We start from the raw sequence: 21,741 nt of genomic DNA on the forward strand, positions 1-21,741 counted from the left end.
CGGCCCGGCGGGGGATCCGCGGGCCGGTGGGCGGCTCTTGTCGGTGGGCCCGGATAACCTCGTATACGTGTCGTCCCTTGCGCTGTACCGCCGCTACCGCCCCGAGTCGTTCGCCGAGGTCATCGGTCAGGAGCATGTCACTGCACCGCTGATGCAGGCCCTGCGGAACAACCGGGTCAATCACGCGTACCTGTTCAGCGGTCCACGAGGGTGCGGCAAGACCACCAGCGCGCGCATCCTGGCCCGCTGCCTGAACTGTGAGCAAGGTCCCACGCCGACCCCCTGCGGGGAGTGCCAGTCCTGCAAGGACCTCGCGCGCAACGGCCCCGGGTCCATCGACGTCATCGAGATCGACGCCGCATCGCACGGTGGTGTGGACGATGCCCGTGACCTGCGGGAGAAGGCCTTCTTCGGGCCCGCCTCCAGCCGCTACAAGATCTACATCATCGACGAGGCCCACATGGTCACCTCGGCGGGCTTCAACGCCCTGCTGAAGGTGGTCGAGGAGCCGCCGGAGCACCTGAAGTTCATCTTCGCCACGACCGAGCCGGAAAAGGTCATCGGCACCATCCGGTCCCGGACGCACCACTACCCCTTCCGGCTCGTCCCGCCCGGGACCCTGCGGGACTACCTGGGCGAGGTCTGCGGGCGCGAGGGCGCCACCGTCGAGGACGGCGTGCTGCCGCTCGTCGTGCGGGCCGGCGCCGGGTCGGTGCGTGACTCGATGTCGGTGATGGACCAGTTGCTCGCCGGCGCCGCCGATCAGGGTGTGACGTACGCCATGGCGACGTCCCTCCTCGGTTACACGGACGGATCGCTGCTCGACTCCGTCGTCGACGCCTTCGCCGCCGGGGACGGGGCCGCCGCGTTCGAGGTCGTCGACCGCGTGGTGGAGGGCGGCAACGACCCCCGCCGGTTCGTCGCCGACCTGCTGGAGCGGCTGCGCGACCTGGTGATCCTGGCCGCCGTCCCCGACGCCGGGGAGAAGGGGCTCATCGACGCCCCCGTCGATGTCGTCGAGCGGATGACGGCCCAGGCCTCCGTCTTCGGCGCCGCCGAGCTGTCGCGCGCCGCCGACCTCGTCAACACCGGGCTCACCGAGATGCGGGGCGCGACCTCGCCCCGGCTCCAGCTGGAGCTGATCTGCGCCCGCGTGCTGCTGCCCGCCGCCTTCGACGACGAGCGTTCCTTCCAGGCCCGCCTGGACCGCCTGGAGCGCGGCGGGTTCGCGGCGGCGGCAGCCGCAGCGCCGGCCGCGATGCCCGCCATGGGGTACGTCCCCGGGCCCGAGGCCCACGGCATGGCCCCGGCCGGACCCGCAGGCGGCATGGCCGCCGCCCGCGCGGCCGTCCGGGCCCCCGAACCGGAGCCCGCGCCCGCGACACCCCCGCCCCCCGTGCAGGCCCCGGCCGCCCCCGCCCCGGCGGAGCCGCCCGCGACACCCGCACCCGCGCAGGAGCCCGCCACCGCACCCGGTGCCTGGCCCGGCGCCGCCCAGCCGGGCGCCGGCGCCCGGACACCCGCCCCCGCCGCGGCCCAGCCGGGCGCATGGCCCGGCGCCGCGAGCCCCGCCGCGGCGGCCCAATCCCCCGCCCCGGCCGCCCAGGCTCCCGCCGCCGGCGCCTGGCCCAGCGCCACCGCACCCGGATCGGGCGCCCCCGCACCCGCGCCGGCCCCGGCCGCCGCCGCCCCGACCGGCCCCGCGCCCGCCATCCCCTCGCCCGGCATGGCCGCCGGAGCGGGCCAGGTACAGGCCATGTGGCCCGCCGTCCTGGAGGCGGTGAAGAACCGCCGCCGCTTCACCTGGATCCTGCTCAGCCAGAACGCCCAGGTCACCGGCTTCGACGGAACGACGTTGCAGCTCGGCTTCCCCAATGTCGGAGCCCGCGACAACTTCGCGAGCAGCGGCAGCGAGGACGTCCTCAAGGCCGTTCTGGCCGAGCAGTTCCAGGTCAACTGGAAGATCGACGCCGTGGTCGGCGGTGGCGCGCCCGTGCCCGCCATGGGTTCGTACTCCGCCCCGGCCGCGCCCGCGTACAGCCCGCCGCCCCCGCAGCAGCAGGCCCCGGCTCCGCAGCAGCCGTCCCAGCCGGCCTCGTACCAGCAGCCGTCCCAGCAGTCCGCGCCCCCGCCGCAGCCGCCCGAGCGGCAGGCGCCGCCGCCGGTCTCCCCGGAGGACGACGTCCCCGAGGAGGACGACCCCGACCTCGTCGACAGCGCCCTGACGGGACACGACCTGATCGTGCGGGAGCTCGGAGCCACCGTTGTGGAGGAATACACGAACGAGTAGGGCCGTCTCATTGGGTGGCCGCACGAAAGAGAATCCGGAGCGCGGGCTACGCTTCATGGCGTGAAGGTCCTCGTCATCGGCGGCGGCGCCCGCGAACACGCCCTGTGCCGCTCTCTGTCCCTCGACCCCGACGTCAACGCCCTGTACTGCGCTCCCGGCAACGCCGGCATCTCCGAGGTGGCCGAACTGCGCCCGGTCGACGCCCTCGACGGTGACGCGGTGGCCCGCCTCGCCGTCGATCTCGGCGCCGACCTGGTCGTCGTCGGACCGGAGGCCCCGCTGGTCGCCGGGGTCGGCGACGCAGTCCGCGCGGCCGGCATCCCCGTCTTCGGCCCCTCCGCCGACGCGGCCCGACTGGAGGGCTCCAAGGCCTTCGCCAAGGACGTGATGGCCGCGGCGGGTGTACCGACCGCGCGCAGCTACGTCTGCACCACCCCCGAAGAGGTGGACGCGGCCCTCGACGCCTTCGGCGCCCCGTACGTCGTCAAGGACGACGGCCTCGCCGCCGGCAAGGGCGTCGTGGTCACCGACGACCTCGCCGCCGCCCGCGCCCACGCGCTGGCCTGCGACCGGGTCGTCATCGAGGAGTTCCTCGACGGCCCCGAGGTCTCCCTCTTCGCCATCACCGACGGGGTCACCGTCCTCCCCCTCCAGCCCGCGCAGGACTTCAAGCGCGCGCTCGACGGCGACGAGGGCCCCAACACCGGCGGCATGGGCGCGTACTCGCCGCTCCCCTGGGCCGACCCGAAGCTGGTCGACGAGGTCATGGCCTCCGTCCTCCAGCCGACCGTCGACGAGCTCCGCCGGCGCGGCACCCCCTTCTCCGGCCTGCTGTACGCCGGTCTGGCGATCACCTCGCGCGGGGTCCGGGTCATCGAGTTCAACGCCCGCTTCGGCGACCCCGAGACCCAGGTCGTCCTCGCCCGCCTGCGCACCCCGCTCGCGAGCGTGCTGCTGAACGCGGCCCGGGGCACCCTGGACACCGAGCCGCCGCTCGCCTGGCACGACGACGCCGCCGTCACCGTCGTCATCGCCTCGCACAACTACCCCGAGACCCCGCGCACCGGGGACCCGATCGAGGGCCTCGCCGACGTGGCCGCGCAGGACGCACCGCACGCGTACGTGCTGCACGCCGGGACCCGCCGTGACGGCGACGCCGTCGTCAGCGCGGGCGGCCGTGTCCTCTCGGTGACGGCGACCGGTTCCGATCTGGCGCAGGCCCGCGAGAGGGCGTATAAGGCCGTCGCCCGCATCCGGCTCGACGGCGCGCAGCACCGCACGGACATCGCGGCGAAGGCCGCCGAAGGCCGCTGAACAGCGGAACGACGAGAACGCGGGCCCGGGCGCACTCTGCGCGCCCGGGCCCGCGCGTGCGACTGCATCCGGCCGCGTTCGAACGCACCCACCTTTACCCAAAGCCATTCCATCGGGTGATGGTGGCCCGGACCGCCTGACTGTCGCGCCGGCCCCAACTAGGGTGCGGCGCAAGCATTCCGGCACATGGCCCACCGGCATTGCGATGTCGGTGGCGGGTGTCACAGTGGGGGAGTGAGCAAAGCCGCCGCAGGGCAGAGGGGGTGAGGTCCGGCCGTGTCCGGAACCGGTTCGATCGCTGAAGTCGGGACGCCGTCCGCGCGTTCCCGAGCCCTCGCCGTGCTGCGGGTCCGCAGCAGGGCGCTGGCCCTCGCGCTGCTGCCCGCCGCCCTCGCGGTGGTGCTCGTCGCCGCCCGGATGACGGGTCGGCTGGCCGGTGACCCCTGGCCCGCGGTGACCCTGATCGTCTGCGCGGTCGCCGCCCTGGTGCTGCTGGTCGGCGGGGTCTTCGCCGCCGTAGTGCTGCGGGCCGGGCCCGCCGTCACCCCGACGGTGCCGCTGTCCGAGACCGCCGCCCCCGATCTGTACCGGCTGGTGCGGGACCTCGCCGACCGGATGGACGTGCCCCCGCCCTCCGCGATAGCCCTGACCCCGGACTGCGACAGCTGGCTGGAGGACCGCACCCACCCCGCCCACCGCCGTGCCGACACGGCGGCCGGCCGGGCCGAGTCCGAGCCCGGCGCGGCCCCCGTGCTGGTGATCGGCTCGCCGTTCCTGTGGTGGATGCGGGTCGCGGAACTCCGTGCCGTCCTGGCGCCGGTCGTCGCCGGCACGGGCCCCTCCGCGCATCCCGACATAGCCGACGCCCGCGGCTTCGTACGGGGGCTCGACGCCGCCGTGGACGTCGGCGGCAGGCCCGGCCTCGGCTGGATCGCTCCGCCGGCCCGGCTGCTGCTGCGGCTGTGCCGGGTGGACGCCGCGGAGATGGAGCGCGGAGTGGCCGCCGCCGCGTCGGACCGCGCCCAGGGCGTGGACTACGGGCTGCGCATCGTCGCCCAGGAGCAGGTCGGGCTGGCCTACGCGGGCTGGGACCGGCTGCTGACCCGGGTGGCCCTGCCGGCCTGGCGGATGGGCCGCTGGCCCGCACGGCTCGACGCCGGCGTCGTGTCGGCGCTGACCGAGTTGTCCCGCCGTGACCGCCTCGCGGACGGGTTCACCTCCCGGCTCGGCGAGCGCCCCGCGTGCGATCTGCTGGAGCAGCCGGGCGCCGTCGACGAGGCCGCCTCGCTGCTGGCCGCGCGCCTCTTCCACGGAGGTCCGGCCGAGGCGGGCCCGGACTGGTCCCCGGTGGACTGGACCGCGTACCCGGAAGAGGTCGTGGACCGGAAGTGGCGCACGGAGGCCGCCCGACTGCACGCCGCCCTCGACGGGCTCGCGGCCCCCGCCGTACCCACGGTGGAGCGGGTCATCGCCTTCCTCACGGACGCCGTCCCCGCCGGGGAGTCGCTGGCGGGCAGGCTCAGCGGCGACCTCGCGCGGGAGGAGTCCGGGCCGGACTCGGCCGTGGCACGGGCCGCGGACGCCGTCCCGCTCTTCCCGCTCCAGGCACCGCGCAGCGGCCGGGACCTGCTGGCCGACCACGTGACGGCGCTGGTCTGTTGCGCGGCCGTGGACTCCGCCGGGGCCGCGCCGGGCCTGGACTGGCTCGACGGCCCCGTGCTGCTGGTAGGCGGCGCACGCCGGTCGGACCTCGCGCCCCGGGTGTTGTGCCTGGTCGAGGACGGCGACCCGGAGCCCCTGCGGGACTGGCTCCAGGAGATCGGCGTCCGCCCGGAGAAGCCGGTCCGGCTGGTGTGAGGCGCGGCAGGCGCCGCCCGGGACCGCGCGCCCGCGCGCGCTCCCTCGCCCCGGATCCGGCCCCGACGCCGGCCGGCCACGCGACAAGGCTTTTTCGCGACGAACGGTGACGGAGTGCGCGCGTTATGTGATGTGCTGGGGTCGACGGATGCACGTTCGGGGGAGCGAGGGAGGGGAGCGGGATGAGTGCGGACCAGATCCGGCGGTGGGAGTCAGGTGCGCTCGCGCACGCGGTGAACGATCCCTTCGGGCAGGGACCGCTGCCCTGGTTCCGGGGGAGCGAGCTGTACTTCGACGACACCGGCCAGGTCGTCCCCTGGTACGTGGACCCCGCGGTCGCCCCCGGTCAGATTCCGCGCGCCCGCAGCGGCGGGGGCCCGCTCACCGCCGACGACGTCCACCGGCAGATCAAGGGCTTCGCCTCCACCGGGGCGGTCTCCCCCGGCGAGGCGATCGACTTCCACATCACCGTGGACCCGCCCCAACAGTTCTCCGTCGACATCTACCGCATCGGCCACTACGCGGGCGACGGCGCCAGCAAGATCCATTCCAGTCCCCGGCTCTCCGGCATCGTCCAACCGGCCGCGCTCACCGCCGACCGGACGGTCTCCTGCCACCACTGGTGGCTGTCCTGGCGGCTCCAGGTCCCCTCGTACTGGAACGTCGGCGCGTACGTGGCCGTCCTGACGACCGTCGACGGCTACCGCTCCCACATTCCCTTCACCGTCCGCGACGACGAGCCCGCCGACCTGCTGCTCCTGCTGCCCGACATCACCTGGCAGGCCTACAACCTCTACCCGGAGGACGGCCACACGGGCGCGAGCCTCTACCACGCCTGGGACGAGCAGGGCCGTCTCCTCGGGGAGGCGGACGCCGCCACCACCGTGTCCTTCGACCGCCCCTACGCGGGCGCCGGCCTGCCGCTCCACGTGGGCCACGCCTACGACTTCATCCGCTGGGCCGAGCGCTACGGCTACGACATCGCCTACGCCGACACCCGGGACCTGCACGCGGGCCGCGTCGATCCCACCCGCTACCGGGGCCTGGTCTTCCCCGGGCACGACGAGTACTGGTCGGCCCCCATGCGCCGCACCGTCGAGCGCGCCCGCGAGCACGGCACCTCGCTCGTGTTCCTCTCCGCCAACACCATGTACTGGCAGGTCGAACTGGCCCCCTCGCCGTCCGGGGTCGAGGACCGGCTCCTCACCTGCCGCAAGCGGCGCGGACCCGGCCGCCCCAGCCTGTGGCGCGAGGTAGACCGCCCCGAACAGCAACTGCTCGGCATCCAGTACGCGGGGCGGGTCCCCGAGCCCGCGCCCCTGATCGTGCGCAACGCCACGCACTGGCTCTGGGACTCCACCGGCGCCGCCGAGAACGACGAGCTCGACGGACTGGTCGCAGGCGAGGCCGACCGGTACTTCCCGCGCACCCAGCTTCCCGAGCACCAGGACCGCATCCTGCTCGCGCACTCCCCGTACCTCGACAGCGAGGGCGCCAAGCGGCACCAAGAGACGTCCCTGTACCGGTCGCCCAGCGGAGCCTGGGTGTTCGCGTCCGGCACCTTCGCCTGGTCCCCGGCGCTCGACCGCCCCGGCCACGTGGACGAGCGGATCCAGCGGGCCACGGCCAATCTCCTCGACCGGATCTGCAAACACGACTGACACGGCCCCCACCGACCGACACGGCTCCTGGACCGGCCCGGCATCCCGCGCCGGACCGGCGGCCGACGCGACGGGCCGCGCCCCCTGGCGAGGGCGCGCGGCCCGGTACGGGACAATGGGATCGCGCTCGTACAGAACCACAGGGAGACCCCGTGTCCGGATTCGTCGAAAAGCCCGAGCCGGCTCAGGTGCCGGGCCTCGTCCACCTCCACACCGGCAAGGTCCGCGATCTCTACCGCGACGAGGACGGCAACCTCGTCATGGTCGCCAGCGACCGGATGTCCGCCTTCGACTGGGTCCTGCCCACCGAGATCCCGGACAAGGGCCGGGTCCTGACCCAGCTCTCCCTGTGGTGGTTCGACCAGCTCAAGGAGATCGTCCCGAACCACGTCATCGGCACCACCCTGCCCGCCGGCGCCCCCGCCGACTGGGCCGGCCGCACGCTGATCTGCCAGAACCTCGACATGGTCCCGATCGAGTGCGTGGCCCGCGGCTATCTCACCGGCTCCGGCCTCGTCGAGTACGACCAGACCCGCACGGTCTGCGGACTCGGCCTGCCCGAGGGCCTCGTGGACGGCTCCGAGCTGCCCGGCCCCATCTTCACCCCGGCCGCCAAGGCCGACGTCGGCGAGCACGACGAGAACGTCTCCTACGAGGAGGTCGCGCGGACCGTCGGCACCGAGACGGCAGCGCTGCTGCGCCAGGCCACCCTGGCCATCTACACCCGCGCCCGGAACATCGCCCGCGACCGGGGCATCATCCTGGCCGACACGAAGTTCGAGTTCGGCTTCGGGGCCGACGGGACCCTGGTCGCCGCCGACGAGGTGCTGACCCCGGACTCCTCGCGGTTCTGGCCGGCCGACCAGTGGAAGCCGGGCCGCGCCCAGCCCTCCTTCGACAAGCAGTACGTCCGAGACTGGCTGACCTCCCCGGCCTCCGGCTGGGACCGCAACGGCGAACTCCCGCCCCCGGCACTGCCGCAGGAGGTCGTGGAGCAGACCAGCGCCAAGTACATCGAGGCGTACGAGCGGCTCACCGGCCTGACCTGGACCGCCAAGACCGGCCGCTGAACGTCCCGTGTCCCCGGCCCGCCCAGCGGGCCGGGGGGCACCGAGGACCCGGCAACACGAAGAAGCCCCCGGTCCGAGGACCGGGGGCTTCTTCGTACAGAGCGGACAACGCGACTCGAACGCGCGACATCCACCTTGGCAAGGTGGTGCTCTACCAACTGAGCTATGTCCGCATGCGCCGTAGCGCGGTACCCACTATACCCAACCTCGCTGGCGTGCGAGACGCACTGCCGTGTGCCGGTTCTCGGCCCCCAGCTTCGTCGCCGCCGAGGACAGGTAATTGCGCACCGTTCCCTGCGTGAGCGAGGCCCGCTCCGCGATCTCCGCGATCGGCGCCCCGTCCGCCGCGAGTTCCAGTACCTCGGCCTCCCGGGCGGTCAGCGGGGAGTCCCCCGCGCTGATCGCGTCGGCCGCCAACTCGGGGTCCACGTAACGGCCTCCGGCGTGCACGGTTCGGATCAGCTCGGCCAGTCGCTGCGCCGACACCGTCTTCGGCGCGAAGGCCCGCACACCCGCCGCGAGGGCCCGCTTGAGGTGGCCGGGCCGGCCGTGACTGGTCACGATCATGACCTTGCAGCCGGGGAGTTCGGACTTCAACGATGTGGCGACACTCACACCGTCCGCCCCCGGCATCTGCAGGTCCAGCACCGCCACGTCCGGACGGTGCGCCCGGGCCATCGCCAGCGCCTCCGGCCCCGAGGCCGCCTCCGCGACGACCAGCAGGTCGTCCTCCAAGGCCAACAGCGCGGCCAAGGCGCCGCGGATCAGGTGTTCGTCGTCGGCGAGCAGCACGCGTACGGGGCTCACGCCCGCACCTCCAGTCGCGGGTACGGGGCTCACGCCCGCACCGTCAGTCGTGGGCGCGGGGCTCATGCCCGCACCTCCAGTCGTTGTTCGGGGATCCGGGCCAGCAGCCGGAACCGGCCGCCCTCGGTCGGGCCCGCCGACAGGGTTCCGTCGACCACCGCGAGGCGCTCGCGCAGCCCCGCGAGTCCCGAACCGGGCGGACCGGCCGGCGTCTCGGGGGCTCCGTCGTTCTCCACCAGCAGGGTCAGCGCGCCCGATCCGTCCGCGGCCTCGGCGAGCCGGATCAGGCAGCTCTGCGCGTCACCGTGCCGCAGGACGTTGGTGGTCGCCTCCCGGACCACCCAGCCCAGGGCCGACTGCACTTCGGAGGGCAGCGCCCGGCGGGCCTCGAACTCGACGCGGCAGTCCATCCCCGCCGCGCTCAGCACCCCGCGCGCGCCCTCCAGCTCCACGGCCAGGTCCGCCTCGCGGTAGCCGCGCACGACGTCCCGTACCTCGCGCTGCGACTCGCGGGCGATCCGCTGGACCTCGATCATCTGCTCCACCGCCTCGGGACGGCCGCGCCGGGCCAGTTGTACCGCCAGCTCGCTCTTGAGGGCGACGACCGCCAGGTTGCGCCCCATCACGTCGTGCAGGTCCCGGCCGAACCGCAGCCGTTCCTCGGCCACCGCGAGCTGGGCCTGGAGCTCCCGGGCGCGGTCGAGTTCGTACACGATCCGCAGCAGCCACCCCGAGAAGCCACAGGCGAAGCTGAGGAACAGGCCGCTCAGCAGCACCCCGATGGCATAACCGACGCCCTCCACCACCGGCAGCCCCACGGCGACCACCGCCAGGCCGGTCCCCACGGCGTGGGCGGGCGCCACCCCCCACATGTGCCGGACCTTCTCCAGGCACATCACCAGCGAGCCGGAGGCGAAGCAGGTCATGCCCGTCACCAGCATCGGGGCGACGGCCTCGTCGATGTGCCCGGTCCGGCGCAGGAGGAGGACGGCCACGCACCCGAGGGCCGTCACGATCATCGTCGCCACCGCCACCCACACCGGCCGGTCCCGGCGCCCCACCAGCCAGTCCAGCGCCCGGGAGGAGAGGAACCCGACGAGCACGGAGTGCACGCACATCAGCACCAGCAGGCCCACTTCGGCGGAGCCCGGCACCTCCCGCGGGCCGAGGACCAGGCCGCCGAGGCCGAAGGTCAGGATCTCGACCGCCACGAAGAGATGGAACGACCAGCGTGTGTAGAGCTCGACCTTCCCCGCACTGCTGCGGTTCTTCCACCACCCGGTCAGCTTCGACACGGTCCCCGTCCCCCCGACTTCGCTTTCGTTTCCTAGCGCCGCGGTTCCCAGCGGAACCACCGGTGGACAGCAAACACGGTGTTCACGGTCCAGGCCACCGTGACGAGCGCGGCCCCGGTCAGGTCCCCGGCCGGCGCACCGTCCCACGCGCCCCGCACCAGCGTCATGACGCCGCTCAGCGGAAGCAGTTCGCACACCGATGCCAGCGTCCGCGGAAGGCTGTCCATCGGTACGAACAGGCCCGAGCCGAGCAGGCTCACCAGCAGCAGCGGCACCGTGGTGATGCCCGCGCTCTCCACGCTCCGGGTGAAGGAGCTGGTCAGCGCCGCCAAGCCGGCCAGCAACACGATCGCGGCGAGCACCGCGACGATCAGGAGCAGCGGGTTGTCCGGCATCGGCGCGTCCAGGGCGGCGGCCCCGGCCAGGACGAGGACGCCGATCTGCCCGAGGGCGACGACCGCGGCCGGCAGCGCGGTGCCGGCGAGGATCTCCAGGTCGCCCGCCTCGCCGGTGCGCAGCCGCTTGAGGACGAGTTCCTCGCGCCGGGCCACGTACGCGGAGACCAGGTTCATGTAGACGACCAGGAGCAGGACGAGTCCGATGCCGCCGCTCAGGGTGGACCGGCCGAGGGCCGCGGCGCTCTGCTCGTCCACGTCGACCAGTGTCGAGCGCAGCAGGAACACCATGGCCGCCGGCATCAACAGGGCCATGGACAGAGCGGTCCGGTTGCGCCGCAGCAGGGTCAGCTCGGAGCGGCCCAGGGCGCTGAGCCGGCGGGGGTTCAGGCGCGGTGCGGTCAGGTTCGGCACGCTCATCGGGCTCCCGCCCTCTCGTCCTCGTCGGTCCGGACGCCGGAGAGGGGGCTCCGGCGGCTCCGCGCGATCTCCAGGAAGGCCTCCTCCAGCGAGGCGGACCGGGCGTCGAGCCCGACCAGCTCCACCTCGGCCTCGTGCGCCCACCGCAGCAGTTCCCCGAGGCTCTCCTGGAGCCGTTCGGTACGGATCTCCACCCGCCGTCCGTCGGCCGCCGCCCGCAGGGACAGCGGCAGCCGCGCCGCGGGCACCGCCTCCGGGAGCGTGAATCGGATCCGCGAGGGCCGGGTCGCGGTCACCTCGGCGGGCGTACCGGTCAGCACCGGCTCCCCCTCGTGGAGGATCGCCAGCCGGTCGGCGAGCTCCGCGGCCTCCTCCAGGTAGTGCGTGGTCAGCAGCACCGTGGTGCCCTCCGCGCGCAGCTCCCGCACCAGCTCCCAGGTGTCCCGGCGGCCCTCGGGGTCCATGCCGGTCGTCGGCTCGTCGAGGAACAGCACCTCCGGCCGCCCCAGCAGGGCCAGGGCCAGATCGAGCCGGCGCCGTTCACCGCCGGACAGCTGCTTGATGCGTACGGAGGACCGCGAGGCCAGCCCGACCCGTTCGAGGACCTCCGCCCCGGGCCGGGCGCCGGTGGTGACCCCGGCCCACATCCGGACGGTCTCGGCGACGGTCAGGTCGGAGGGGAAGCCACCGTCCTGGAGCATGATCCCGGTACGCGGCCGGACCTCGGCCCGCTGCTTGTACGGGTCGAGCCCGAAGACCCGTACCCGCCCCCCGCAGGGTGCGGCCAGTCCCTCCAGGAGTTCCACGGTGGAGGTCTTGCCGGCGCCGTTCGTCCCGAGCAGGGCGAAGATCTCGCCGCGTTCCACGGAGAAGGAGACGCCGCGGACGGCCTCGAAGCCGCCGGCGTAGCGGCGTCGCAGTTCCTCCGCCCGGATCACCGTGTCGGTCATCACTGTGTCGGTCATGAATCAAGGCTCGCGGCGGACCGGCCGCGTCGGCAGTGCGCGCTGTCATGACGGGGGATGACATATGTCAGACGGGGCCGGGCAAAGGCGCGGGTATAGGGGTGAACGCACGACAAAGGCCCCGATCAATGATCGGGGCCTTTGTCACACTGAGCGGACGACGCGACTCGAACGCGCGACATCCACCTTGGCAAGGTGGTGCTCTACCAACTGAGCTACGTCCGCATGCAACGACGTAAAGCCGTGCGCTGCGAGCATCACTCTACCTGATCCACAACCGTGGTCGGTAAAGCGTGCAGAGCGGGTGACAGGGATTGCACACTGCGCCTCCCCCCTGGAAGGGGGGTGTTCTGCTACTGAACTACACCCGCACGACTTCGGGTCTTGGCCTTGCGGCCTCGCCCCTTGGCGTGATCCACACACTAGCCGATCGGAGGGGGTGGATGGCAAATCCGGGGTCAGTGGGCAGCGTTGTAGGCCTCGTAGACGCGCTTGGGGATGCGGCCGCGCGGCGGCACGTCGTGCTGGTTCGACCGGGCCCAGGCCCGGACGACCGCCGGATCGGGGGCGATCGACGTGTGCTTGTACGCCTTACCCGAGCGAGCCTGTCGGCGCCCGGCGGCCACGAAGGGAGCGAGGCCCTTCCGCAGTTTCTTTGCGTTGGCGACATTGAGGTCGATCTCGTACGACTTACCGTCCAGGGCGAACACGACCGTTTCCGCCGCTTCTCCGCCATCGATGTCGTCGGAGATCGTGACTACTACGCGCTGCGCCACGGATATCGGTCCCTTCGTGCGAGGTCACCGCGTGCTGACATGCGGTGATGTCGCCTGTGTGGATGTTTCGGAGCAATGCATCAATCCGTCGGAATCCCGACCGATTCCTTTGTACCGTGATTCGCATTGAATTGCGAAGCCCAGTTAATTCTCTCCGCGTGTCCCGCCGCAATCCCGGGCACGTGGTTTTCCGGTGGATTTTGCGAAGCGTTGGTGAAGCTGAAACGGCTCGCGGATCATGCTCAAGGTATATCTACCCGCGTAGAAATTTTCGCCGGGTACGCTGATGGAACCGCCTTCGCACCAACCACCACACGGGAGTGCCAGTGGCACGCGTCGTAGTCGACGTCATGCTCAAGCCGGAGATCCTCGACCCCCAGGGCCAGGCGGTGCAGCGTGCACTGCCGCGGCTGGGCTTCGAGGGGATCGCCGACGTCCGCCAGGGGAAGCGCTTCGAACTGGAGGTGGAGGGACCGGTCGACCAGGCCGCCCTCGACCGCATCCACAAGATGGCCGAAACCTTCCTCGCCAACACCGTCATCGAAGACTTCACCGTGAAGGTCGAGGCCTGAGGGTGACCACTCGCATCGGAGTCGTCACGTTCCCCGGAACGCTCGACGACCGTGACTCGCTGCGCGCCATCCGCATCGCGGGAGCCGAGCCGGTCTCGCTGTGGCACCGCGACAAGGACCTGCACCAGGTCGACGCGGTCGTCCTCGCGGGCGGCTTCTCCTACGGGGACTACCTGCGCGCCGGGGCCATCTCCCGCTTCTCGCCGGTGATGGAGACCATCATCGTGCAGGCCAGGGCCGGCATGCCGGTCCTCGGCATCTGCAACGGCTTCCAGGTCCTCACCGAGGCCCACCTGCTGCCGGGGGCGATGCTCCGCAACAACCACCTGCACTTCATCTGCCGCGACCAGAAGTTGCGCGTGGAGAACGCGGAGACCGCGTGGACCGGCGACTACACCGCCGGCCAGGAGATCTCCGTACCGCTCAAGAACATGGACGGCCGCTACACCGCCGACGAGCGTGTGCTGGACGAACTGGAGGCCGAAGGGCGAGTGGCCTTCCGGTACCTGGACGGGAACCCGAACGGTTCGCTGCGCGACATCGCCGGCATCACCAACGCCGCGGGCAACGTCGTCGGCCTCATGCCGCACCCCGAGCACGCGGTGGAACCGCTGATCGGGACGGGCCGCACCGACGGTCTCCCGTTCTTCACCTCGGTCCTGAAGAAGCTGGTCAGCGCATGAGCCTCGACACCGTCAAGCACGCCACCGACACCCCGGACGCCTCCCAGCCGTGGAAGGAACTCGGCCTCAAGGAGGACGAGTACGCCCGCATCCGTGAGATCCTCGGCCGCCGCCCCACGGGCGCCGAGCTCGCCATGTACTCGGTCATGTGGTCCGAGCACTGCTCGTACAAGAGCAGCAAGGTCCACCTGAAGCAGTTCGGCGAGAAGGTCCCGGAGAACGACGCCATGCTCGTCGGCATCGGCGAGAACGCCGGCGTCGTCGACGTCGGCCAGGGCTACGCGGTCACCTTCAAGGTCGAGTCGCACAACCACCCGTCGTACATCGAGCCCTACCAGGGCGCGGCCACCGGCATCGGCGGCATCGTCCGCGACATCCTCGCGATGGGCGCCCGCCCGGTCGCGGTCGTGGACCCGCTGCGCTTCGGAGCGGCCGATCACCCCGACACCAAGCGCGTCCTGCCGGGCGTCGTCGCCGGCATCGGCGGCTACGGCAACTGTCTGGGCCTGCCGAACATCGGCGGCGAGGTCGTCTTCGACGCCTGCTACCAGGGCAACCCGCTGGTCAACGCCGGTTGCATCGGCGTGATGAAGCACGAGGACATCCACCTGGCCCAGGCCTCCGGCCCCGGCAACAAGGTCATCCTCTACGGTGCCCGCACCGGCGGCGACGGCATCGGCGGCGTGTCCGTGCTGGCCTCGGAGACGTTCGACGACAGCAAGCCGACCAAGCGGCCGGCCGTGCAGGTCGGCGACCCGTTCCAGGAGAAGCTCCTCATCGAGTGCACCCTGGAGATCTTCAAGGAGAAGCTCGTCGCGGGCATCCAGGACCTCGGCGGCGCCGGGCTCTCCTGCGCCACGAGCGAGCTGGCCTCCGCGGGCTCCGGCGGCATGCGCGTCGAACTCGACACCGTCCCGCTGCGCGACGCGACGCTCTCGCCCGAGGAAATCCTCATGAGCGAGTCGCAGGAGCGCATGTGCGCGATCGTCGAGCCGCAGCACGTGGATCGCTTCATGGAGATCTGCGAGAAGTGGGACGTCATCGCCACCGTCATCGGTGAGGTCACCGACGGCGAGCGCCTGGAGATCTTCTGGCACGGCGAGCAGATCGTGGACGTGCCCCCGGGCACCGTCGCCCACGAGGGCCCGGTCTACAACCGCCCGTTCGCCCGCCCCGCGTGGCAGGACGCCCTCCAGGCCGACGACGCGGGCAAGCTGCCCCGCCCGGAGACCTCCGAGGAGCTCCGCGCGCAGGTCCTGGCGCTGGTGTCCTCCCCGAACCAGGCCTCCAAGTCCTGGATCACCGACCAGTACGACCGCTTCGTCCAGGGCAACACGGTGCTCTCGCAGCCCGAGGACGCCGGCATGGTCCGCATCGACGAGGACACCAACCTCGGCGTCGCCATGGCCACCGACGGCAACGGCCGCTTCGCGAAGCTCGACCCGTACACGGGCGCGCAGCTCGCGCTGGCCGAGGCGTACCGCAACGTCGCCGCGACCGGCGCCAAGCCGCTCGCCATCTCCGACTGCCTCAACTTCGGCTCGCCCGAGGACCCGGGCGTCATGTGGCAGTTCGCCGAGGCCACCCGCGGTCTCGCGGACGGCTGCCTGGAGCTGGGCACCCCGGTGACCGGCGGCAACGTCTCGCTGTACAACCAGACCGGCGAGACCGCGATCCACCCGACCCCGGTCGTGGCGGTCCTCGGTGTGATCGACGACGTCAACCGCCGCACGCCGATGGCGTTCGCGGAGGCCGGTCAGCTGCTGTACCTGCTCGGCGACACCGCCGAGGAGTTCGGCGGTTCGGCCTGGTCCGAGGTCGTGCACCAGCACCTCGGCGGCATGCCGCCGAAGGTGGACCTGGGCCGCGAGAAGCTGCTCGGCGAGATCCTGATCTCGGCCTCGCGCGACGGCATGATCGACGCCGCGCACGACCTGTCCGACGGCGGCGTGATCCAGGCGCTCACCGAGTCCTGCCTGCGCGGCGGCAACGGTGCGCGGATCGTGGTGCCCGAGGGCCTGGACGCCTTCACCTTCCTGTTCTCCGAGTCCGCGGGCCGGGCCGTCGTGGCCGTCCCGCGCAGCGAGGAGCTCCGCTTCACCGACATGTGCGGTGCGCGGGGCCTGCCGGCCGCCCGCATCGGCGTGGTGGACGGCGAGGAGATCGAGATCCAGGGCGAGTTCACGATTCCGCTCGCGGAACTGCGGACCGCCCACGAGGCGACGATCCCGGCGCTGCTCGCCTGATCCCGCCCGCCGCGTCGTCGAGCCCCTGTCCGGAGTCCTCCGGGCGGGGGCTCGCGCGTGTTCGGCCGTTCTCCCTTCCCGTCCGGCCGGCGCAGTCCGTGGTGCTTCTCACGCCGGATAGGGTCGGCCCCATGCCGACCGCCCGGAAGAAGCCGCGTACCTACGACTCCGCCAAGATCCGCGCGGCCGTCACCGCACAGTTCGGCCACGTCGCCGCGGCCGTGGCGACGCTGACCCCCGAGCAACTGGCCCGCCCCACGCACCTCGGCGCCTGGACCGTACGGGACCTCGCCGCGCACCTCGCCTGGATCATCCGCTCCATCCCCGAGGCGGTGGCGCGGCCCGAACCGGCCGAAGCCGAGCTGACCGTACGGAACTGGCCCTTCGCCACCGCCGGGATCGCCGGACAGATCGACGAACTGGCCCGGGAGACCGCCGCCGGCGAGGAACTCGGCCCGCTCTACGAGGAGTCGGCGACCCGGCTCGCCGAACTGCTGAGGGTGGTCCCGGACGGCCGGCTGCTCGGGTTGCGGGTCGGCGCGATGGCCTTCGGGCCGTTCATGGTCACCCGCACCGTGGAGCTGGTCGTCCACACCGACGACCTCAACCGGGCGGCCGGCCTCGACATCCCGATCGACCGGCAGGCCCTCGCCGCCTGCACCCGGCTGCTCGCCGACGCCCTCGCGGACAAGGCCCCCGGGGGTTCGGTGGAGCTGCGGATCCCGCCCTTCGCCGTCGTCCAGTGCCTGGAGGGGCCCCGGCACACCCGGGGCACCCCGCCCAACGTGGTGGAGACCGACCCGCTGACCTGGATCCGGCTCGCGACGGGCCGTACGACCTGGGAAGAGGCGCTGGACGGGGCCCGGCTCAGCGCGAGCGGCGAACGCGCCGATCTGGGCCCGCTGCTCCCGCTGATGGGCTGAGGGAAACCCTCCCCGGAGGGTCGGACGTCGGTCGGGCGGCGGGCGGAAGGGAACCGTCCGGGCACCTCGCCCGTCCCAGACGCATGCGTCAGCAACGGCACGTCCTCGCCGCCCTCACGCTCGCCGTCACCGTCACCACCGCGGTGACCGCCTGCGCGGACCAGACGACCCCCTCCGGCCCGGATCCATCACCGGGCCTCCCGGGGACGAGTTGGTCAGTGGAAAGCGTGACCGTGGACGGGAAGACCCTGACCGCGCCCGCGGCGGCCCGACTGGCCATCGGCGCCGAGGCCCCCTACGAGGCCACGGGCAACTACGGCTGCAACGGCCTGTCGGCCAAGGTGGAGATCAAGGGCTCGACCATGAACGTCCAACCGGGCTCCAGGACCGCGATGGCCTGCCCGGACATCAAGTTCGAGACGGCTTTCGCCAAGCTCTTCAAGGGTGCGCTCACGATCGAGAGCCGGCCGGAGCACCTCACCCTGAAGACCGCGGACGGGAACACCATCTCCCTGACCACGAAGCCCCGGACCCCGGACGCGCCGCTCACCGCCACCGACTGGAGCGCGGACTCCCTGATCCAGGGCGCCACCGTGTCCTCGGTGCCCGCCGAGGCGGCGGGCAAGGCCCGGTTCACCATCGCCGCCGACGGCGCCGCGAGCGGCAACCTCGGCTGCAACCGGTTCTCCGCCCGAGCCGTCGTCGACGGGTCCCGGATCACCTTCGGGCCCCTGACCTCGACGCGGATGGCCTGCACGGGCCCGGCCGGTGACGTCGAACGGGCGCTGACCGCGCTGTTCGCCAGTGGCCCCCTCGAACACCGCGTCCAGGGAGACACCCTGACCCTCACCGCCACCGACGGCAGCGGCAAGGGCCTGGGAGCCAAGGCGGCCTCCGCCGTCGAATGACCCCCGCCCCCGGCCCGGCCGGTGTCCACAGCCTGTGGACACCGGCCGGGCCGGGCCCGCCGGCGCCTCCACGCCCCGACGGACCAGACGGACCAGACGGATCAGACGGATCAGACGGACCAGGACCAGGCAGATCAGAGGGCCGGGGTCAGGCCGGGTACGGGAGCAGCGTCGCGTCCGTCTTCTCCCAGGCCGCCCGCAGTTCGGCCAGCCTGGCCGGCTCCACGGCCGCCTTGTCGGCCTGCTCGCGGACGTCCCCGGCCAGGTTGAACAGCTGGTCCTTGCCGGCCTTGCCCCGGTAGTACTTCCAGTCCCCGCGGCGCAGCGCCCGCTCGCCCCGCACCCGCCAGAACAGGTTCCGCTCCGCGATCCGCTCGCCCCGCAGCAGGTATCCGGCCAGGCTCACCCCGTCGAGCGGGTACGCGCGGTGCGCCCGGGCACCGGCCAGCTCCAGCAGGGTCGCCGTCCAGTCGGGGCTGAACACCGGGACGTGGCTGACCTGTCCGCCGTCCAGGCGCGCGGGCCAGCGCACGATGTTCGGCACCCGGATCCCGCCCTCCTGGAGCGAGGCCTTGTTGCCGGAGAGCGGCCAGTTGTACGAGAAGCGCTCGCCCCCGTTGTCGCTGGAGAAGACGACCAGGGTGTCCTCCTCCTGGCCGGAGCGCTTCAGGGCCTTCAGCACCTCGCCGATCGAACGGTCGAGGTCCTCGACCATCTCCTTGTACTTCTCCACCGAGCCGCCGTCCTGGTGCCACAGGGCCCGGCCGTCGCCCGCCTTGATCCGGCGGACGATCTCGGCGCTCTCCTTCGTGTCGCCGTCGGCGATCCAAGGCCAGTGCGGGGTCGTGAAGTTGAGGTTCAGCAGCCACGGCTTGCCGTGGTGGTCGCGGGACACGTACTCGCTCGCCCGCTCGGTGATGATCCGCGTGTAGTAGCGCAGGTCCTTGTACTCGGCGTCGCCCTCGTAGAGGTCGTACTCCCCGCCCAGGCCCAGCTTGGAGTAGTACTCAAGGGCCCCGCCGAAGTTGCCGAAGAACTCGTCCCAGCCGGACCGGGTGGGGCTGTAGTCCGGCAGGTACCCGGCGTGCCACTTGCCGATCAACGCCGTCGCGTAGCCGGACTCCTTCAGCAGCGAGGCCAGTGTCGGGTGCGTGGGCTCCAGGCCGACGGACTTGTCGGCGATCGGCTCGGCCAACCCGCCCTTGGTACGGCCCGGGTACCGCCCCGTGTACAGGCTGAAGCGGGTCGGCGAGCAGGTCGCGGAGCCCGAGTACGCGTCGGTGAACCGGACTCCCTGGCGGGCGAGCCGGTCCAGGTTCGGGGTCTTGATGTGCGGGGACCCGTAGGAGGACAGGTCCGCCCAGCCGAGGTCGTCGCCGAGGATGAACAGGATGTTCGGCCGCCGGGAGTGACGCCCCCGGGCGGCGGCCTTGAACTCCCGCTCCTCGGGGCCCGCGTGCCGGGCGTCGGCGGGAGCGGAGGCGGGTGCCGCGGCGGCCGGCGACGCGGCCCCCAGCCCGACGGCCGCGGCGGCGGCACTCACGCCGACCGCCCCGCCGAAGGCGCGTCGGGACAGGTGGGATTCAGACGAGGTCACGGGTGCTCCAGGGCATGGCCCGCCGGCCCACCCCGCGGCGGCGCGGGACGGCGCACGGCACGGCGGAACGGGCTGGGGCGAGCGAAAAGGCACTGCGGGGGAAATCGGCGAGAGGCGCCGGGAGAATCAGAAAAGGCGCGCCGGAGCGCGGGGCGGAACTACGCCCGGCAACAACAGATGGCGCTCGCGACACGGACGAGGTCCACGTGCCGGCGCTCGACGAGGGTGACGGTGCGGTCACCGAGAGGCTGCATGAGCCGGAAGCTTGTACGAATCGACGACTGGCTGTCAACCAGGGCATTCCGGATATCGAGACAGTCACCCTCCGCACGGGTTACCCGACTGTCCGCACTGTGACTTTTACGGGCCGTCCCCAATTCGGACCAGTGGTCGATCTCGCCTACACTCGGGAGCGTGCCTCGTGGTGATGGACGACTCAACCACGACCTGCTCCCCGGCGAAAAGGGCCCCCAGGACGCTTGCGGCGTCTTCGGTGTCTGGGCTCCGGGTGAAGAGGTCGCCAAGCTCACCTACTTCGGACTGTATGCGCTGCAGCACCGCGGACAAGAGTCCGCGGGAATCGCTGTGAGCAACGGTTCCCAGATCCTCGTCTTCAAGGACATGGGCCTCGTTTCCCAAGTCTTCGACGAAACCTCTCTCGGCTCGCTCCAAGGTCATATCGCGGTCGGTCACGCCCGCTACTCGACCACCGGAGCCTCCGTCTGGGAGAACGCGCAGCCCACTTTCCGCGCGACCGCCCACGGCTCCATTGCCCTGGGTCACAACGGCAACCTGGTGAACACCGCCGAGCTCGCCGAGATGGTCGCCGACCTCCCCCGTCAGGACGGCCGCGCCACCCAGGTGGCGGCGACCAATGACACCGACCTGGTCACCGCCCTGTTGGCCGGCCAGGTCGACGACGAGGGCAAGCCCCTGACCATCGAGGAGTCGGCCACCAAGGTCCTCCCTCAGGTCAAGGGCGCGTTCTCGCTCGTGTTCATGGACGAGGGAACCCTCTACACCGCCCGTGACCCGCAGGGCATCCGCCCGCTGGTCCTCGGCCGCCTGGAGCGCGGCTGGGTGGTCGCCAGTGAGACCGCCGCCCTCGACATCTGCGGCGCCAGCTTCGTCCGCGAGGTCGAGCCGGGCGAGCTCATCGCGATCGACGAGAACGGCCTGCGCAGCTCCCGATTCGCAGAAGCGAAGCCCAAGGGCTGTGTGTTCGAGTACGTCTACCTGGCGCGCCCGGACACCGACATCGCCGGCCGGAACGTCTACCTCTCGCGTGTCGAGATGGGTCGGCGCCTCGCCAAGGAAGCCCCGGTCGACGCCGACCTGGTGATAGCGACGCCGGAGTCCGGCACGCCCGCCGCCGTCGGCTACGCCGAGGCCAGCGGGATCCCGTACGGCGTCGGACTGGTCAAGAACGCCTATGTGGGCCGGACCTTCATCCAGCCCTCGCAGACGATCCGCCAGCTCGGCATCCGCCTCAAGCTCAACCCGCTCAAGGAAGTCATCCGGGGCAAGCGCCTGGTGGTCGTGGACGACTCGATCGTCCGCGGCAACACCCAGCGCGCCCTGGTCAAGATGCTCCGCGAGGCCGGCGCGGCGGAGGTCCACATCCGGATCTCCTCGCCGCCGGTGAAGTGGCCGTGCTTCTTCGGCATCGACTTCGCCACCCGGGCCGAGCTCATCGCGAACGGCATGACGGTCGACGAGATCGCCACGTCGATGGGTGCCGACTCGCTCTCGTACATCTCGCTCGACGCGATGATCGAGGCGACCACCATCCAGAAGCCGAACCTCTGCCGTGCCTGCTTCGACGGCGAGTACCCGATGGAACTGCCCGACCCGCAGCTCCTCGGCAAGCAGCTCCTGGAGACCGAACTCGCCGGCGGTACCGACGCCGCCGACGCGCTCCGGCGCCCGTAGCCCTCGTCCGACCCGACCCCACCAGGTCGG

At 72.0% G+C, this 21,741-nt stretch carries 18 protein-coding genes and 3 tRNA genes; 11 read left to right on the plus strand and 10 right to left on the minus strand.

Annotated elements, in window-relative coordinates; genetic code table 11:
* Nucleotides 1-67 precede the first annotated feature (67 nt).
* The 5 genes from OHA84_RS19475 to OHA84_RS19495 all read left to right on the plus strand — a co-directional run bounded on the left by OHA84_RS19475 (nucleotide 68) and on the right by OHA84_RS19495 (nucleotide 8,192).
* On the plus strand, nucleotides 68-2,290 hold the full coding sequence (locus tag OHA84_RS19475) for a DNA polymerase III subunit gamma and tau (RefSeq protein ID WP_266970502.1): 2,223 nt from the start codon (nucleotides 68-70) through the stop codon (nucleotides 2,288-2,290).
* Between the two features lie 60 nt (nucleotides 2,291-2,350).
* Complete coding sequence (gene purD, locus OHA84_RS19480; protein WP_053680224.1) at nucleotides 2,351-3,604, plus strand: phosphoribosylamine--glycine ligase; 1,254 nt, start codon at nucleotides 2,351-2,353, stop codon at nucleotides 3,602-3,604.
* A gap of 276 nt (nucleotides 3,605-3,880) precedes the next feature.
* On the plus strand, nucleotides 3,881-5,461 hold the full coding sequence (locus OHA84_RS19485) for a hypothetical protein (RefSeq protein ID WP_053680226.1): 1,581 nt from the start codon (nucleotides 3,881-3,883) through the stop codon (nucleotides 5,459-5,461).
* Nucleotides 5,462-5,643: 182 nt separating this feature from the next.
* Nucleotides 5,644-7,122 carry a N,N-dimethylformamidase beta subunit family domain-containing protein gene (locus OHA84_RS19490; protein ID WP_053680228.1) on the plus strand — a complete coding sequence of 493 codons (1,479 nt, stop codon included), beginning with the start codon at nucleotides 5,644-5,646 and terminating at the stop codon, nucleotides 7,120-7,122.
* A 152-nt stretch (nucleotides 7,123-7,274) separates the two neighbouring features.
* Nucleotides 7,275-8,192, plus strand: coding sequence for a phosphoribosylaminoimidazolesuccinocarboxamide synthase (locus OHA84_RS19495; protein WP_266970499.1), 918 nt, complete (start codon nucleotides 7,275-7,277; stop codon nucleotides 8,190-8,192).
* 100 nt (nucleotides 8,193-8,292) lie between these two features.
* Here the strand turns inward: OHA84_RS19495 and OHA84_RS19500 are convergent.
* From OHA84_RS19500 to OHA84_RS19535, 8 genes are all read right to left on the minus strand, one after another.
* Nucleotides 8,293-8,365, minus strand: a tRNA-Gly gene (locus tag OHA84_RS19500).
* Nucleotides 8,366-8,387: 22 nt separating this feature from the next.
* Nucleotides 8,388-8,999 (minus strand): response regulator transcription factor, encoded by a 612-nt coding sequence (locus OHA84_RS19505; RefSeq protein WP_053680233.1) that lies wholly within the window; start codon nucleotides 8,997-8,999, stop codon nucleotides 8,388-8,390.
* Nucleotides 9,000-9,061: 62 nt separating this feature from the next.
* Nucleotides 9,062-10,294 (minus strand): sensor histidine kinase, encoded by a 1,233-nt coding sequence (locus OHA84_RS19510; RefSeq protein WP_053680235.1) that lies wholly within the window; start codon nucleotides 10,292-10,294, stop codon nucleotides 9,062-9,064.
* A gap of 32 nt (nucleotides 10,295-10,326) precedes the next feature.
* Nucleotides 10,327-11,109: an ABC transporter permease gene (locus tag OHA84_RS19515; RefSeq protein WP_266970496.1), complete on the minus strand. Its 783-nt coding sequence runs from the start codon at nucleotides 11,107-11,109 to the stop codon at nucleotides 10,327-10,329.
* Nucleotides 11,106-12,074, minus strand: coding sequence for an ABC transporter ATP-binding protein (locus OHA84_RS19520; protein ID WP_266948792.1), 969 nt, complete (start codon nucleotides 12,072-12,074; stop codon nucleotides 11,106-11,108). The genes OHA84_RS19515 and OHA84_RS19520 overlap by 4 nt, the downstream gene beginning before the upstream one ends.
* A 152-nt stretch (nucleotides 12,075-12,226) precedes the next feature.
* Nucleotides 12,227-12,299, minus strand: a tRNA-Gly gene (locus tag OHA84_RS19525).
* A gap of 74 nt (nucleotides 12,300-12,373) precedes the next feature.
* A tRNA-Gly gene (locus OHA84_RS19530) sits at nucleotides 12,374-12,445 on the minus strand.
* Nucleotides 12,446-12,532: 87 nt separating this feature from the next.
* Nucleotides 12,533-12,850 (minus strand): Lsr2 family protein, encoded by a 318-nt coding sequence (locus OHA84_RS19535; RefSeq protein ID WP_053680241.1) that lies wholly within the window; start codon nucleotides 12,848-12,850, stop codon nucleotides 12,533-12,535.
* Between the two features lie 320 nt (nucleotides 12,851-13,170).
* Between OHA84_RS19535 and purS the strand changes: the two genes are divergently transcribed.
* The 5 genes from purS (at nucleotide 13,171) to OHA84_RS19560 (ending at nucleotide 18,182) form a co-directional block, all read left to right on the plus strand.
* Nucleotides 13,171-13,422, plus strand: coding sequence for a phosphoribosylformylglycinamidine synthase subunit PurS (purS, locus tag OHA84_RS19540; RefSeq protein WP_008740952.1), 252 nt, complete (start codon nucleotides 13,171-13,173; stop codon nucleotides 13,420-13,422).
* Between the two features lie 2 nt (nucleotides 13,423-13,424).
* On the plus strand, nucleotides 13,425-14,105 hold the full coding sequence (gene purQ, locus OHA84_RS19545) for a phosphoribosylformylglycinamidine synthase subunit PurQ (protein ID WP_266970494.1): 681 nt from the start codon (nucleotides 13,425-13,427) through the stop codon (nucleotides 14,103-14,105).
* On the plus strand, nucleotides 14,102-16,351 hold the full coding sequence (gene purL / locus OHA84_RS19550; RefSeq protein WP_053680244.1) for a phosphoribosylformylglycinamidine synthase subunit PurL: 2,250 nt from the start codon (nucleotides 14,102-14,104) through the stop codon (nucleotides 16,349-16,351). The genes purQ and purL overlap by 4 nt, the downstream gene beginning before the upstream one ends.
* Nucleotides 16,352-16,482: 131 nt before the next feature.
* Nucleotides 16,483-17,274: a maleylpyruvate isomerase family mycothiol-dependent enzyme gene (locus OHA84_RS19555; RefSeq protein WP_266948796.1), complete on the plus strand. Its 792-nt coding sequence runs from the start codon at nucleotides 16,483-16,485 to the stop codon at nucleotides 17,272-17,274.
* An 83-nt stretch (nucleotides 17,275-17,357) separates the two neighbouring features.
* The gene (locus OHA84_RS19560; RefSeq protein ID WP_266948798.1) at nucleotides 17,358-18,182 is read left to right on the plus strand and encodes an META domain-containing protein; all 825 of its coding nucleotides are present in this window, start codon (nucleotides 17,358-17,360) and stop codon (nucleotides 18,180-18,182) included.
* A gap of 148 nt (nucleotides 18,183-18,330) precedes the next feature.
* Here OHA84_RS19560 and OHA84_RS19565 read toward each other — a convergent pair whose 3' ends face one another.
* Both OHA84_RS19565 and OHA84_RS19570 read right to left on the minus strand, forming a co-directional pair.
* Complete coding sequence (locus OHA84_RS19565; RefSeq protein WP_266948800.1) at nucleotides 18,331-19,779, minus strand: sulfatase-like hydrolase/transferase; 1,449 nt, start codon at nucleotides 19,777-19,779, stop codon at nucleotides 18,331-18,333.
* A gap of 158 nt (nucleotides 19,780-19,937) precedes the next feature.
* Nucleotides 19,938-20,033 carry a putative leader peptide gene (locus OHA84_RS19570; protein ID WP_323178891.1) on the minus strand — a complete coding sequence of 32 codons (96 nt, stop codon included), beginning with the start codon at nucleotides 20,031-20,033 and terminating at the stop codon, nucleotides 19,938-19,940.
* A 160-nt stretch (nucleotides 20,034-20,193) separates the two neighbouring features.
* Here OHA84_RS19570 and purF point away from each other — a divergent pair, with 160 nt between their 5' ends.
* A complete protein-coding gene (gene purF / locus OHA84_RS19575) occupies nucleotides 20,194-21,711 on the plus strand; it encodes an amidophosphoribosyltransferase (protein ID WP_053680251.1) in 1,518 nt (505 codons plus the stop codon).
* The last annotated feature ends 30 nt before the right edge of the window (nucleotides 21,712-21,741 follow it).

It is taken from the genome of Streptomyces sp. NBC_00513, from assembly GCF_041431415.1.
Classification (GTDB): domain Bacteria; phylum Actinomycetota; class Actinomycetes; order Streptomycetales; family Streptomycetaceae; genus Streptomyces.